Source organism: Stenotrophomonas mexicanensis (genome assembly GCF_032911605.1).
GTDB lineage: Bacteria > Pseudomonadota > Gammaproteobacteria > Xanthomonadales > Xanthomonadaceae > Stenotrophomonas > Stenotrophomonas maltophilia_A.
Map to the genome: position 1 here is coordinate 34,427 of NZ_JAWJTG010000035.1, position 14,638 is coordinate 49,064.

The window sequence follows — 14,638 nt, forward strand, 5'->3', positions numbered from 1 at the left end:
GGGGCCTACTTCCACCACGCGCGCAGCAGCGCCACTGCGCCGACCGCACCGGACAGCCAGCTCCACGCCGGCACGTCGCCCCAGTACCAGCCCGGCGGCTGCAGCACATACATCAGTGCAGCGATGGCCAGCAGGCCGACACCGGTGATCGCGCCGACCGCATGCTTCTGCAGGCGCTGCACGCTGGCATCCAGTGCGGCCAGGTCGCGCGAACGCATCGACAGTTCGTGGCGGCCTTCCACCTGCTGGGTCAGCCAGGCGTGCACCAGGCGCGGCATGTCCGGCGCATGGGTCATGATTTCCGGCAGGCGCTTGCCGATCTCGCGTACCACCCGGCGCGGGCTGTAACGCTCGCGCAGGATCTTCGCCAGCACCGGCTTGGCCACCGCCCAGATGTCGATCTGCGGGTCGAGCTGGCGGCCGACGCCTTCGATGTTCAGCAGGGTCTTCTGCAGCAGGATCAGCTGCGGCTGCAGGGTCAGCTGGTAACGCTGGGCCACGCGGAACAGCTTCATCAGCACTTCGGCCAGCGAGATCTGCGACAGCGGCCGGGTGAAGTACGGCTCGCACACCGAACGCACGGCGGCCTCGAGGTCATCGATACGCACGTTGTCCGGCATCCAGCGCGCCTGCACGTGCAGTTCGGCGATGCGGCGGTAATCGCGGTTGAAGATGGCCATGAAGTTCTCGGCCAGGTAGTACTGATCTTCCTGCGAGAGCTGGCCCATGATGCCGAAGTCCAGCGCGATGAAACGCGGGTTGGCGCGGCGCGCCGGATCGGTGTCGACCCAGATGTTGCCGGCGTGCGCATCGGCGTGGAAGAAGTTGTCGCGGAACACCTGGGTGTAGAACACCCGCACGCCCTTGGCGGCCAGCGCCTTGCGGTCGATGCCGGCCTTGTCCAGTGCGGCGATGTCATCGGACGGGATGCCCCACACGCGTTCCAGGGTCAGTGCCCGCTCGGCGGTGTGGCTCCAGATCACTTCCGGCACGTACAGATCGTCGCTGTTTTCCCAGAAGCGGCGCAGCACGCTGGCATTGGCGCCTTCGCGCTGCAGGTCCAGCTCGGCAGCCAGGGTGTTCTCGACTTCGGCCACCACTTCGCGCGGGCGGATCTTGTCGGCGCGCGGGTGGGTGCGCTCGACCAGGGCAGCCAGCGAATTGAGCAACGCGATATCGGCGTCGATCTGCTTCTCGATGCCCGGGCGCAGCACCTTGACCACCACCTGGCGGCCATCGGCCAGCGTGGCTGCGTGCACCTGCGCGATCGAGGCCGAGGCCAGCGGTTCGGTATCGAAGCTGGCGAAGGCCTCGCTGACCGGCAGGCCCAGCGCTTCCTCGACGATGCGACGCGCGGTCTCACCATCGAACGGCTTGACCCGGTCCTGCAGCAGGGTCAGTTCATTGGCCACATCCGGCGGCACCAGGTCGCGGCGGGTGGACAGGATCTGGCCGAACTTGACGAAGATCGGGCCCAGATCCTGCAGCGCCAGACGCAGGCGTGCACCGCGCGACTGAGCGGCGATGTCGGCCGAGGCGCGCGGCACGAACGGCTTGGCCAGGCGCAGCCAGCGCTCGGCAGGAGTGCCCTGCAACAGGTCGTCGAGGCGGTAACGCAGGATCACCCGGCCGATGCGGCTGGCACGCAGCACGGCCTTCATGCGGCACCCCGCAGACGCTGCACGCGTGCACCGAGGCGTTCGACGTCGTCGCGCAGCACGTCCACATCGTCGTGGAAGGCATCCAGCTCGGCACGCGGCACCACGTCGCGCGATTCCTCGGTGATGAACTCGGCGGCGCTGTGGGCCAGGTCGATCGCGCCCTGGCGCGCATGCTGCAGGGCGCTGCGCAGGGTGTTGGCCACCTGCACGCCCAGCACTTCGCCAAACACGCTGACGAACGGCTGCTGCCAGTCCGGGTCGAAGCCCTTGGCGAGCTGCTGCAGGCGACGCGCCAGTTCGGCATCACCGGCCACGCGCACGCGACCCTTGCCGTTGTTGTCGCCGCGCCGTGCGTTGGCCAGCAGCGGCAGCTGCGCCAGCACGCCGGCCAGGCTGCTGCGCACGGCCAGGTCGGCTTCCTGCGCGTCCACCGGGCCGACCCGCAGTGCATCACCGTCGACGCTGATGCGCATGGCCAGCGACGGCGCTTCCAGGGTCAGGTCGATGTGCCGGCCGTCGAGGCTGGCCAGTGCATGGCGGGTATCCGGATCCAGCGCCAGCGCGCGGTTCAGGGCGATCTGCAGGGCGCGGCCAGCGACCGGCTTGAGGGACTTGAGCAGGGAGAGAGCCATGTGCGCATTCTACCTGCGTGGGTGGGGGGCTTGGGCCGGGCTGCCGCCCGGCACCCGCAGATGCAACAGCAACGGCAACAGCCGAAGCAACAGCGGGCATTCCGTGGGTAGGCGGGATGGGGCCGGTTGCGGGGGCCGCTGCAAGTACGTCCCTGTAAGCTCGGTCGCCGCATCCATGCGGCTCACGCCCCCGCAACAGGCCCCACCCCGCCTTCGACAGGTTCCTGCGATCTGCCGGAACGACTGGGGTCGGATCCCGTTGCTGCGCAACGGGCTCTGACCCCCTATTGATGGGCCATGGAGGACGCTAGATCCACGCCATGCGTGGATGGATTTCTGGTTCATCTATGCCTCACGCGGAGGGCCGATGAAGGTTCATGCTATGAGGCCACGCAACGCACAGGACATCGCAACACCATGGCACGGACCCGGGTCGGCATCATCTTCGGGGGCAAGTCCTCCGAGCACGAAGTTTCGCTGCAGTCGGCGAAGAACATCCTCGATGCGCTTGATCGCGAGCGCTTCGAGCCGGTGCTGGTCGGTATCGACAAGCAGGGCCAGTGGCATCTGAGCCAGCCGGATACCTTCCTGATCAATGCCGATGATCCGTCGCGCATCGCGCTGCATCGGTCCGGCACGTCGCTGGCGGTACGCCCGGGTGCTGAGCAGGCACAGCTGCAGCCGTCCGATGCGGCCAGCGCGCTGGGCCAGATCGATGTGGTGCTGCCGATCGTGCACGGGCCGCTGGGCGAGGACGGTGCGCTGCAGGGACTGCTGCGCATGGCCAACCTGCCCTTCGTCGGTTCGCCGGTGCTGGGCTCGGCGGTGGCGATGGACAAGGACGTGACCAAGCGCCTGTTGCGCGACGCTGGCCTGCAGGTGGCGCCGTGGCTGTGCATCCGGCGTCACCAGGCCGCTGACGTCGATGTCGATGCGGTGATCGCGCAGCTCGGCCTGCCGTTGTTCGTGAAGCCGGCCAACCAGGGTTCGTCGGTGGGTGTGAGCAAGGTCAAGGATGCGGCGGGCTTCGCCGAGGCACTTGCATTGGCGCTGCGCTATGACCACAAGGTGCTGGTCGAATCGGCGGTGGTCGGCCGTGAGATCGAGTGCGCGGTGCTGGGCAACGAACAACCGCAGGCCAGCCTGTGCGGCGAGGTGGTGGTGCACGACGAGTTCTACGCCTACGACACCAAGTACATCAACGAGGATGGCGCCGAGGTGGTCGTGCCGGCGGATATCGATGCTGCAACCCAGGCGCGTATCCAGCAGATCGCGCTGCGGGCCTACCAGGCGCTGGAGTGTGCGGGCATGGCGCGCGTGGATGTGTTCCTCACCGCAGACGGCGAGATCGTCATCAACGAGGTCAACACGCTGCCGGGCTTCACCCGCATCAGCATGTACCCGAAGCTGTGGGGCGCCAGCGGTGTGGACTACACCACGCTGATCACGCGCCTGATCGAACTGGCGCTGGAGCGCCATGCAGCCGATCGCGGATTGCACAGCGCCGTGCAGGAGCGCTCGCTTTCTCTGTAGAGTCGAGCCATGCTCGACTCATGAAAAGCAGTCGAGCATGGCTCGACGCTACAAAGGGGCGTGGGGGGCCGACCAACGGTCGGCACCCACCGGAAAGAACAGTGCCGGCCAGCGGCCGGCACTACCCAGCGGTCTTCTAGCCGCGCTTGCGGAACATCGAAATCACTGCCAGTACCAGGAACACAACGAACAGGATCCAGGCGATGTTGCTGGCGGCACCGGCGATGCCGGAGAAGCCGAGCACGGCAGCGATGATGGCGATGACGAAGAAAATAACGGCGTAATGCAGCATGGTGCTCCTCGCAGATGTCCGGGCCGTTGGATGGCGTGGGTCCATCCTCCCGATCTGGCGGTGTGCAACCAGTGATGGCGACCTATGCGGCAGATGAAGCCTTCAGCCTGCGCAGTCCTTCCTCGATGCTGACCTGCGGCACGTAGCCGAAGTCACGGCGCGCCGGCTCCATGCTGTACCAGTGCGGCGTGCACAGCTGCTCGGCCAGGAAGCGGGTCAGCGGCGGCTCGCCACGCAGGCGCAGCAGCGGCCACAGCCGTTCGCAGACCGCGCCGATGCGATAAGCGGTCTTGAAGCTGATCGCCTTGTCCACCGTCGGCGCGCCAACCGCGGCCAGCAGCTTGTTGACCAGCTCGTGCATCGGCAGCGGCTCACCGTTGGAGATGAAATAGGCCTTGCCCGCACACGCAGCCCCCGGTGCCAACGCTTCAAAGGCGAGGAAATGCGCGAGCGCGGCGTTGTCGATGTAGGTGGTATCGACCATGTTGTTGCCGTCGCCGACCAGCCGCAGGCGGCCCAGCCGCGCACGTTCGGCCAGGCGCGGCACCAGCTGCTGGTCACCCGGGCCCCAGATCAGGCGCGGGCGCAGCGCCACCGTCGCCAGCGACGCATCGTTGGCGGCCAGCACGCGCTGTTCGGCGATCGCCTTGGTCGCCGCATACGGCGCTTGGAAGTCCTCGCCGTACGGCACTTCGTCGGCACCCAGGCCCTCCACCGGATGGGTGGCGCGGTGGGTCACGCTGGGCGTGGATGTGTAGACCAGCCGGTTGATGTCGTGCGCGCGGCAGGCGGCGATGACGTTGTCGGTGCCGACCACGTTGGCTTGGTGGTAGCTGTCATAGCTGCCCCAGGCGCCGGCCTTGGCGCCGTTGTGGAACACCGCGTCGACGCCGGCCACCGCGTGCAGCACTGCCTGCGCATCGGCCAGATCGCCGCGGATCTGGCCCACGCCCATGGCCTGCAGTTCCGGGTAGTGGCTGCGGTTGAACGCCAGCACCTGGTGGCCACGCTCGACCAGCCCGCGGCACAGCGCCTGGCCAAGGAAACCACCACCACCGGTGACCAGGATCTTCATGCGCGCTTCTCCAGTTCGGCGCTGGCCCAGACGGCGAGCTTCTCGCGGCCGATCTTGGCGTTGTGACGGATATCGACGGGGAACGCGGGATGCATCAGTACGTGCTGCAGGTTCGCCTCGGGCAATCGCAGGGTGGCCTGGGCGCGCAGCGCCTCGCGCAATGCCGGGCTGTCGCTCTGGCCACGCTGCAGTTCCACGCACAGCACCGGCACCTGCGCACCCGCCGGGCCAACGCCAACCAGTGCCGTGCGCGCAACGCCGGGCACGGTGTTGAACACCGGCTCGACCTGTTCGGTGTACAACGGCCCCTGTGCGGTTTCCACGCGATGGGTCTTGCGGCCGCAGAACCACAGGCGGCCCTGCGCATCGAAGTAGCCCACGTCACCCATGCGGTGGACGATGCGGGTGCTGCCATCGGCCAGCGTCTCGCGGATCTTCGCCGCCGCGGTGGCCTGCGGGCGGTTGAAGTAACTGTCGGTAGCGGTCGGTCCGGCCACGGTGATCTCGCCCACCTCGCCGGTAGCCAGCACGCGCGCCTGCGACCAGTCGGCCAACGGTGCGTCATCGATGGCGATGATGCGCACCTCGTTCGGCTCCACCACGTTGCCCACGCAGGTACCGGCGCCGGCCTCGGTGGCCGCGCGGGTACGCTCCAGCTCGCGCCCCTCCACCACCGCCACCGGCAGGCACTCGGTGGCGCCATACGGGGTCCAGAACTGGGCATCGGCGGGCAGCAGGCTGCGGATGGTGGCGACCACGTCCGGCGGCACCGGCGCACCGGCCGAGGTCACCCGGGTCACCGTCGGCAGCGGCCGGCCGTGCCGGGCCAGCACCCGCATCAATGCTGGCGAGCCGAACAGCTGGGTCACGCCGAAGCGCTGGATGGCATCGTGCAGGCGTGCCGGATCGGCCTGCGCCGGCCGCGTCGGGTCCATGTCCGGGATCACCGAGGTCAGGCCCAGCGCCGGGTCGAACAAGGCAAACGGCGGGAAGGTCGGCAGGTCCACGCCGCCCGCTTCCATGCCGAACGCGCTCCCCAGCAGCTGGATCTGGCCGACGAAGTGGCGGTGGCGGTAGACCACGCCCTTGGGCACGCCGGTGGAGCCACTGGTGAACAGGATCGCGGCCATGTCCTCGCCATCGGTGGCGGCCAGCATCGGCCCCCCGTTGGCGCCGGCGCGCTCCAGCGCGGCCAGAGTGGTTCCGCCCCAGCCCAGGCGGCGGCCAACGGTGACCAGGCGCGCCGCCGACGGCGCCCAGCGCAGCACCAGCCGCGCCACGTGCGCCAGCGGAATGCCGATGAAGGCCTGCGGCTGCGCCTCGTCCAGGCACTGTTTCAGCGCGCGCTTGTCGATGCCCGGGTCGACCAGCACCGGCACCGCACCCAGCTTGAACAGGGCGAACATCAGCAGGAAGAACTCCGGTGACGGCCGCACCATCACCACCGTGCGCACCCCGCGACCGATCCCATAGCCGGCCAGGCCAGCCGCCATGGCGTCGCTGCGGGCGTCCAGCTGGCGGTAATCCAGGGTCACGTCGTAGGCGGCCATGCCGTTGCCGGCACCACGGCGGCCCGGGCAGCGGATGGCGATCTGGTGGGGCCGTTCACGCGCCAGTTCAGGCAAACGGGCGGCAATATTGCAGGGTCGGTTCATCCGTTCATTGTCGCCGCTTACGGAATTTCTTGCGCGGCGGCCCACTTCGTGGAAAATCCGCACCCTCGTTCCTGATTCCGACTGCCGCCCGGGGCGGCTTGCCCATGCAACATCCCTGCATGACCTGCGGCGCCTGCTGCACCCAATACCGCGTGGCCTTCCATTGGATGGAATCAGACGAGGTCACCCCCGGCGGCGTGCCGCACCAGCTGACCGAGGTGCTGGACCCGCACCGCCTGTGCATGCGCGGCACCCATTCCAAACCGGTGCGCTGCGTGGCGCTGGATGCACAGATCGGCGTGTATTCACGCTGCACCATCCACCCCAACCGGCCCAGCGTGTGCCGTGAGGTGGATGCATCGTGGGAGTACGGCAAGGCCAGCCCGCAGTGCGACAAGGCGCGCATCGCCTACGGCCTGGATCCGTTGACCCTGGCCGATTGGCGCTGGCGCGACGCGGCCGACAACGACGACGACCATCCGGACGACAACGGCAACAGCCCGTCGCCGCAGGCGCCGGTCGCGGCGTAGGGGTAGTGCCGGCCGCTGGCCGGCAACCTCATGAACCCTTCGGGTGTGCCGACCAACGGTCGGCACCTACCCATTTCCTCTTCCGGTGGGTGCCGACCGTTGGTCGGCACACCTCAGATCGGGTTCTTGTCCAGGAACGCGCGGATTTCCGGCACCAGCACTTCGTGCTTGTCTTCCAGCACGTAATGCCCGGCGTCCTCGAAGGCATGCACCTGGGCCTGCGGCAGCGCAGCCTGGAAGCCCTTCAGGAAGTGGTGGTCGAACACGAAGTCGCGCAGGCCCCAGCCGAGGAAGGCCGGTCGGTCGGCGAACGACGGCAGCGCCTTGCCGGCACGTTCCAGCAGCGACCAGGCCTTGTCGGCCGGCGACAGCGGGATGTCCTGCATGAAACGGATGGTGCTGATGCGGTTGGCGTAGCTGTTGTACGGCGACACGTAGGCGCGGCGCACGTCGGCCGGCATCTTCCGCTCCACGCCCAGCCACGAGGCGCCGGACGAGAACGCGTTGAAGGTGCGGATGATCCACTCGCCGATCTTCCAGTGCCGGCCCAGCGCGATCTGCCACGGCATCGTCTTCGCCGCCGGCATCGGGAACGCGGCGGTGTTGAGCACCACCAGGCGTTTCACCTGGTCGTGGTGCGACAGCGCCCAGCCGAAGCCGATCATGCCGCCCCAGTCGTGAACGGCCAGGGTCACCGGACCGGTGATGCCCAGGTGCTTCAGCAGCGCATCAAGGTCGTCCACGCGCGACTGCAGCGTGTACTCGTAGCGGCTGTCATCGGGCTTGTCCGACAGGCCCATGCCGATGTGATCCGGCACGATGCAGCGGTACGTGTCCGACAGGCCGGCCACCAGCGTGCGCCAGTAATAGCTCCACGACGGGTTGCCGTGCACCATCACCACCACTTCGCCATCGCGCGGGCCTTCGTCGAGATAGTTCATCGACAGGCCGGGGCGGACCTCGAAGCGCTGCGGGTGGGCGGGGTAACCGGGAAGATCGCGCATGCGGAGTACCTGGGGAGAATCGCGGCGCGGTGTAGAGCCGAGCCGATGCTCGGCTGCTCTCCGGTCCGCTGCGGAAGAGCCGCGCTGCGCGCGTGAGCCGAGCATGGCTCGGCTCTACAGGAGGTCGGGCAGCGGGCTGCTTACCAGACCACTTCAGCCATCGAACAGTTCAGGCCCGAGCCAATACCCAGAAGCGCGATGCGATCGCCCTTCTTCAGCTTGCCCAGCTGCTTGAGCTTGCTCAGCACGATCGGCACCGAGGCCGGGCCGATGTTGCCGTGCTCGCCGAAGATGGTCATGACCTTCTTCGGGTCGATGCCGAAGTTCTTGATGAACGCAGCGGTGTGCGGCTGGCTGACCTGGTGGATCACGAACTGGTCCAGCTCTTCCACGGCCCAGCCGAGTGCGATCTTGGCGGCACTGAAGGTCTTCTGCGCCAGCTTGATGCCTTCGATCAGCAGCAGGCGGGTGTCGGTGACCATGCGGTCCAGGTTGCCCAGGCACAGCTGGTTCCACTCGGTGGCCGAGCGGGTCACGCCGCCCTTGTAGCGCGGCGCATCCGGCACCAGCTCCGAGCGCGCCATCACCATCGCGGCGGCGCCCGAACCCGTGGTCAGGGCGGCCAGCTCGTTGCGGAAGTCGTCGGCGGTGACGTCCGGGGCGGTCATGCGCTCCAGGGTCTTCTCGTACACCAGGTTGGCGGTCTCGCCATCCACCACCAGCGCGTAGTCGATGTCGCCGCGCTCGATCATGCGCGCCGCGATATCCATGCCGTTGATGAAGGCCAGGCAGGCATTGGCGACGTCGAAGGTCATGCACTCGTCGCTGACGCCGAGGTTGCCCGACACGATGGAGGCCGTGGACGGCTCCAGGTAGTCGCGGCTGACCGAGGTGTTGACCAGCAGGCCAACCTGCGTTGCATCGATGCCCGCGTCTTCCAGCGCCTTGCGGCCGGCCATGGTGGCGGCATCGGACGCAAGCACGCCGTTGTCCCACAGGCGGCGGGCATGGATGCCGGCGATATCGCCGAGCACGTCGGTGCGGATACCGAGGCGATCCAACGTCGGCTGCAGCCGCTCGTTGATTTCCTTGGTCGTCAGCGTGTGCGGCGCATCAACGTGTGCCAGGCCGGCGATCGAGACATTCTTGAAGAGCATCGAGGTTAGCGCCAAGGCTCAGGCAAAAGGGGGCGCTATTCTATAACCCCCGGGGCCTTCACCGCATCTTTACGAATTCAGGCTTGGCCGTATGGTGAAGCGTTCAGCGCGGCGGGCACTGGAAAGCGGCGAAGCGCTGACTGCCATCGGCCGGAGCCGCGGCGGCCTGCACGGCATTGGCACCGGCGCTCGGCGCCTCGTTGCGGGCCAGGGTTTCCAGCTCTTCCTGCACACGCAGCGGGTTGCGGTTGTAGAAGCCGACCTTGCTCTTCACGGTCACCACCACCTCGCCCTTGGCGATGCAGCCAGCGGGAACCGGGCCTGCCGGCAGCACGCGGGTCGCCTTGCCGGCCGGTTCGATCGGCACCCAGGTACAGGCGGTGACGGTGAGCAGCAGGGAGGAAAGCAGCAGAACGCGCATGGGCAGATCCTGGGAGGGTATGGGGGGATTCTGCCTGAACAGCCTGAATCGGGGGTAGCCGGTGGGTGGGTGGGGTCAGATCCCCCGCAGGGGAGCCTGACCCCGCCTTCGGGTCACGGAGTTGCCGGCCAGCGGCCGGCACTACCGGAGGAGCCGGCCCGCCCCATGGCGGGCCGGGTATTGCCTTACTTCTTGACCGGATTGCCTTCGGCATCGATCACCGTCACCTCGCCCAGGTTCAGCGCGCGCACGGCCGCTTCGGTCTGCTTGAGGTCACCCACCACCACCCAGGTCAGCGCCTGCGGCTTGATCTCGGCGGCGGCCTGCTGCACCTGTGCCGGTGTCATCGCCTCGATCTCGGCCTTGCGGCGCAGCACGTAGTCATCCGGGCGCTTGAACTGCACGATCGAACCGATGGTCGACGCCACCGCGCTGGCGGTCTCGTAGGCACCGGGCAGGCTCAGGGTCTGGATGTTGCGGATGCGGTTGACCTCGGCGGCGGTGGCCGGCTTGCTGCCGTCGGCGAACGCGGCGATTTCCTTGCGCATTTCCGCCATCGCCGGGCCGGTCTTGTCGATCTGCACCGGCGCGCTGGCCATCCACGGGCGCTGGCCCACCGAATTGATCGCGCTGCTGCGCGCACCGTACGACCAGTGCTTGTCCTCACGCAGGTTCATGTTCAGGCGCGAGGTGAAGTCGCCACCGATCACGCCGTTGGCGATATCGAAGCGGGTCGAGCTGGTGGCGCTGGACGGCGCGACCACCTGGCCGGCGAACAGGTTGGCCTGCACCGCGCCCGGCTGGTCGATCAGGAACACACGCGGGCCCTTCGGCAATGCGACGTCGGTCGCCGCCTTCACCTGCGGAGCATCGCCGGCAGCCTTCCAGTCGCCCAGCTGCTTGTCCAGCAGCGGCACGATTTCCGCCAGCGTGGTATCACCGACCACGATCAGGGTGCCGTTCTGCGGGCGCAGCCAGTCGTGGTGGAAATCAACCAGATCTTCGCGGGTCAGGCCGCTGATCGCCGCCTCATCACCACTGCCAGTGAACGGAATGGCATACGGGTGGCCCTTGCCATACAGCAGTGGCGGCAGCACGCGCATCGCCACCGCACCCGGGTTGACCTTCTCCTGCTGGATGCCGGCGATCCAGGTCGCCTTGACCCGGTCGATCTCACCCTGCTCGAAGCGCGGCTCGCGCAGCAGGTCGCGGTACAGCGCCAGCGACGGTGCCAGGTTCTCCTTCAGTGCCGACAGGTCCACGCTCATCGAGTCCAGGCCGGCCGAGGCATCCAGGCTGGCGCCCAGCGCATCGGCAGCATCGGCGAAGGCCAGCGAGCCGAGCTTGCCGGCGCCTTCGGTCATCAGGCTCATGGTGAAGTTGGCGGTGCCCGGCTTGCGGCCCTGGTCGGCGCTGAAGCCGCCCGGGAACTGGTAGCTGAACTGCACCACCGGAATCTCGTGGCGTTCGGCCAGGATCACCTGGGTGCCGTTCTTCAGCGTGGCGCGCTGCAGCGCCGGGAACTTCAGCTGCGGGAACTCGCGGGTCTGCGGCACGCCGGCCTTGCGGTCGACCTGCTCCGGCAGGGTGCTGTACTTGGGGTCCACCGCGGGAACGTTGAACGGCTTCGGCGCCTGGCTCGGGTCTTCCTTCAGCGCCACACGCTCACCCGGTGCGATCACCAGGGTGTGGCTGCCCTTGTCCAGCCACTGCGCGCCCAGCCGGCTCAGATCAGCGGCACTGGCCTTCTCGATGTTGGCCAGCGAGGTGCGGAAGCAGCCCGGGTCGCCGGTGAACACCGCGCACTCGGCCAGTGCGTCGGCCTTGCCGCCGAAGCCGCCGATGCGCTCGATGCCGCGGATGAAGCCGGCGCGGGCACCGGTCTTGGCGCGCTCCAGCTCGGCCGCGGTGGGGCCATGGTTGATCAGGCGGTCCAGTTCCTCGTCGATGATCTTCTCGACCTTGGCCGGGTCCTGGCCCTGCTTGACCGTCGCCATGATCACGAAGTTCGAACCCAGCTGCGAGGTCGAAAGGCCCGAGGCGATGCTGTCCACCAGTTTGTCCTGGTGCTGCAGGCGCTGGCTCAGGCGCGAGGACTTGGCACCGCCCAGGACCTGCGCGAACAGCTGCAGCTGATCGACATCGGTGGTGCCGACCTGCGGCACGTTCCAGGCGCGGTAGATGCGCGCCTGCGGCACCTTGTCGGTCATCGTCTCGCGCGTGTCGGCGTTGCGCTTGGCCACGTTCACTGCCGGCTGCGCCATGGTCGGGCCGGCCGGGATGCTGCCGAAGTACTTGCCGACCTTTTCCTTGGCAGTGGCCAGGTCGATGTCGCCGGCCAGCACCAGCACCGCATTGTTCGGGCCGTACCAGGTGCGGAACCAGGTCTTCACGTCATCCAGCGACGCCGCGTTCAGATCGTTCATCGAACCGATCACGCCGTGGTGATACGGGTGGCCTACCGGGTACAGCGCCTTGTTGAGCTGGTCCCAGGCCTGACCGTAGGGCTGGTTCTCGCCCTGGCGCTTCTCGTTCTGCACCACGCCACGCTGCTCATCCAGCGCCGCCTGGTCGATCGCACCGACCAGATGGCCCATGCGGTCCGACTCCATCCACAGCGCCATGTCCAGCGCGGTGGTGGGCACGTTCTCGAAGTAGTTGGTGCGGTCGGTATTGGTGGTGCCGTTCTGGTTGGTGGCACCGACCTGCTTGAACGGTTCGAAGAATTCGCCGTCGTGGTTTTCGCTGCCCTGGAACATCAGGTGTTCGAACAGGTGCGCGAAGCCGGTACGGCCGGCCGGTTCGTCCTTGCTGCCCACGTGGTACCAGACGTTGACGGCGACGATCGGCGCCTTGCGATCGGTATGCACGATCACGCGCAGGCCGTTGGGCAGGGTGAACTGCTCATACGGGATATCGACCTTGGCCGGTGCGGTCGGCTTGGCCGCCAGCGCATGGGAAGGCACAAGCGTGCCCAGGGCGGTGCTGAGGGCGACGGCCAGCAGTGCAGCGCGCGGGCGAAGGGCGAGAGACATATCCGGATCCTTGGTCACATAGGTGAACCCCGATCCTAGCCTGCGCACGCAGCGGCAGGAATCGGCCAGCAGTCACTGGGGGTGTTTGCCCCTGTGCCCCATCCGCAGCGCCGATCTGCGCCGCCTGACCGGTCACAAGCGCCCGCCAGGACCGTCCGGACAGTGTCCGCAGCACATCGAATGGACAGGTGTCCGCCTACCGGACACTTCTCGACCAAACAAAAACTCTTGCAAATCAACAACTAAAAGTTGGCACGGGGATTGCTTGGTACTTCCTGCGCCAGGAAGGGCTTCAGATAAAAGCTGACTGAAGACTGAACAAATGCAGGAAGCCGAAAATTTTCCTTGCAAGCCCAGAATCGGTGTACTACCTTACTACCACACCACTGATCACCAACACTAAACAGGCCCCGTCATGAACGCCAAGACCATTGCCATCGCCATCGCCCTGATCGCAGGCACCGCGGTTGTTTCGTCGGTGCAGGCCTCCGAATCCATCCAGACCCTGGCCACCGTGCAGGTCCGCCCGGCCGCCGACCAGCTGGCCCAGCAGGCCTGGGAACAGGCCAGCGGCATCCCGACCCTGGCCACCGTGGAAGTGCGCCCGAGCGCAGACCAGCTGGCCGAGCGCAATGGCTACGTTGCCGCCCCGGTTGCTGCCGCGATGCCGATCACCACCTTGGCCTCGGTGGAAGTGCGCCCGAGCCTGGAACAGCGCGTCGCCCTGGCCGCCGAAATGGAAGCCCAGCGCTACGCCGCCACCCTGGCTGCTGCCGCCACCAACGTCGCCAACTCGGTCATCGTCAACCTGCCGGCCCTGCAGGTGCGCCCGAGCGCCGCCGACCTGCAGGCCCTGGCCACCGAAACCGCCCAGGTCCTGCTGCGCCCGTAACCGGTGCCGCCCTGCCCAGCGCAGGGCGTGCGCCGTAAAGGCGGCGGTCGTCGCAGGTACACTGCGCCGATGAATGCCGCGCCCCAGTTCCATGTGATCCTGTTCCAACCGGAAATCCCGCCCAACACGGGCAATGTGATCCGGCTCTGCGCCAACACCGGCGCGCAGCTGCACCTGGTCGAGCCGCTCGGCTTCGCACTGGAAGACAAGCAGCTCAAGCGCGCCGGCCTGGACTACCACGAGTACTCGCGCCTGCAGGTCCACCCCGACCTGGACACCGCGCTGGCGCGGATCGCACCAAAGCGCTTGTTCGCACTGAGTACCCGGGCCAGCGTGCGCTACGACAGCGTGGCCTTTGAAGATGGTGATGCCTTCCTGTTCGGCCCGGAAAGCCGCGGCCTGCCGCAGGACGTGCTCGATGCCTTGCCCGATGGCCGCCGCCTGCGCCTGCCGATGCGGCCGGACAACCGCAGCCTCAATCTTTCCAACACCGTTGCGGTGGTGATGTACGAAGCGTGGCGGCAGCACGGGTTTGCCGGCGGCGCGTGAACCGCCTCAGGTGGGGGGGGACCCGCTTCTGGTGGGTGCGGACCTTGGTCCGCACTGATGCCCGGTCGCGCGCTGAAGGAATGTGCCAACCAAGGTTGGCACCAGGCAGGTCCAGGCAGCCGCCGAGAACCTCTGATGGCTGTGGATCGCTTCTGGTGGGTGCGGACCTTGGTCCGCACTGATGCCCGGTCGCGCGCTGAAG

At 67.5% G+C, this 14,638-nt stretch carries 13 protein-coding genes; 4 read left to right on the forward strand and 9 right to left on the reverse strand.

The window, feature by feature from the left end; translation table 11 throughout:
• Window positions 1-5: 5 nt before the first annotated feature.
• Both ubiB and R1L06_RS14925 read right to left on the reverse strand, forming a co-directional pair.
• Window positions 6-1,661: a ubiquinone biosynthesis regulatory protein kinase UbiB gene (gene ubiB, locus R1L06_RS14920; protein WP_110710728.1), complete on the reverse strand. Its 1,656-nt coding sequence runs from the start codon at window positions 1,659-1,661 to the stop codon at window positions 6-8.
• Entirely contained in the window at window positions 1,658-2,293 is a 636-nt protein-coding gene (locus R1L06_RS14925; RefSeq protein ID WP_049420999.1) for a ubiquinone biosynthesis accessory factor UbiJ, read from the reverse strand. The genes ubiB and R1L06_RS14925 overlap by 4 nt, the downstream gene beginning before the upstream one ends.
• Window positions 2,294-2,710: 417 nt before the next feature.
• Between R1L06_RS14925 and ddlA the strand changes: the two genes are divergently transcribed.
• Window positions 2,711-3,826: a D-alanine--D-alanine ligase gene (gene ddlA / locus R1L06_RS14930; protein WP_317218096.1), complete on the forward strand. Its 1,116-nt coding sequence runs from the start codon at window positions 2,711-2,713 to the stop codon at window positions 3,824-3,826.
• 136 nt (window positions 3,827-3,962) lie between these two features.
• Here the strand turns inward: ddlA and R1L06_RS14935 are convergent, their stop codons facing one another.
• The 3 genes from R1L06_RS14935 to oleC all read right to left on the reverse strand — a co-directional run bounded on the left by R1L06_RS14935 (window position 3,963) and on the right by oleC (window position 6,848).
• Window positions 3,963-4,118, reverse strand: coding sequence for a DUF1328 domain-containing protein (locus tag R1L06_RS14935; protein ID WP_004153593.1), 156 nt, complete (start codon window positions 4,116-4,118; stop codon window positions 3,963-3,965).
• An 82-nt stretch (window positions 4,119-4,200) separates the two neighbouring features.
• On the reverse strand, window positions 4,201-5,193 hold the full coding sequence (gene oleD / locus R1L06_RS14940; RefSeq protein WP_317218097.1) for a 2-alkyl-3-oxoalkanoate reductase: 993 nt from the start codon (window positions 5,191-5,193) through the stop codon (window positions 4,201-4,203).
• Window positions 5,190-6,848, reverse strand: a complete 1,659-nt coding sequence (oleC, locus tag R1L06_RS14945) for an olefin beta-lactone synthetase (protein ID WP_317218098.1) — start codon at window positions 6,846-6,848, stop codon at window positions 5,190-5,192. The genes oleD and oleC overlap by 4 nt, the downstream gene beginning before the upstream one ends.
• A gap of 104 nt (window positions 6,849-6,952) precedes the next feature.
• Between oleC and R1L06_RS14950 the strand changes: the two genes are divergently transcribed.
• A complete protein-coding gene (locus R1L06_RS14950; RefSeq protein WP_097048174.1) occupies window positions 6,953-7,378 on the forward strand; it encodes a YkgJ family cysteine cluster protein in 426 nt (141 codons plus the stop codon).
• Window positions 7,379-7,491: 113 nt separating this feature from the next.
• On the opposite strand, the gene R1L06_RS14955 is transcribed toward R1L06_RS14950, so the two are convergent.
• The 4 genes from R1L06_RS14955 to R1L06_RS14970 all read right to left on the reverse strand — a co-directional run bounded on the left by R1L06_RS14955 (window position 7,492) and on the right by R1L06_RS14970 (window position 12,995).
• Complete coding sequence (locus tag R1L06_RS14955; protein WP_317218099.1) at window positions 7,492-8,382, reverse strand: alpha/beta fold hydrolase; 891 nt, start codon at window positions 8,380-8,382, stop codon at window positions 7,492-7,494.
• A 140-nt stretch (window positions 8,383-8,522) separates the two neighbouring features.
• Window positions 8,523-9,539, reverse strand: coding sequence for a 3-oxoacyl-ACP synthase III (locus tag R1L06_RS14960; protein ID WP_107431623.1), 1,017 nt, complete (start codon window positions 9,537-9,539; stop codon window positions 8,523-8,525).
• A gap of 103 nt (window positions 9,540-9,642) precedes the next feature.
• Complete coding sequence (locus tag R1L06_RS14965; protein ID WP_005407628.1) at window positions 9,643-9,960, reverse strand: DUF4156 domain-containing protein; 318 nt, start codon at window positions 9,958-9,960, stop codon at window positions 9,643-9,645.
• Window positions 9,961-10,145: 185 nt separating this feature from the next.
• Complete coding sequence (locus tag R1L06_RS14970; protein ID WP_317218100.1) at window positions 10,146-12,995, reverse strand: M16 family metallopeptidase; 2,850 nt, start codon at window positions 12,993-12,995, stop codon at window positions 10,146-10,148.
• A gap of 415 nt (window positions 12,996-13,410) precedes the next feature.
• Between R1L06_RS14970 and R1L06_RS14975 the strand changes: the two genes are divergently transcribed.
• Both R1L06_RS14975 and R1L06_RS14980 read left to right on the forward strand, forming a co-directional pair.
• A complete protein-coding gene (locus R1L06_RS14975) occupies window positions 13,411-13,887 on the forward strand; it encodes an XAC0231 family protein (protein ID WP_032130143.1) in 477 nt (158 codons plus the stop codon).
• A 69-nt stretch (window positions 13,888-13,956) separates the two neighbouring features.
• Window positions 13,957-14,436 (forward strand): tRNA (cytidine(34)-2'-O)-methyltransferase, encoded by a 480-nt coding sequence (locus tag R1L06_RS14980; RefSeq protein WP_005407625.1) that lies wholly within the window; start codon window positions 13,957-13,959, stop codon window positions 14,434-14,436.
• The last annotated feature ends 202 nt before the right edge of the window (window positions 14,437-14,638 follow it).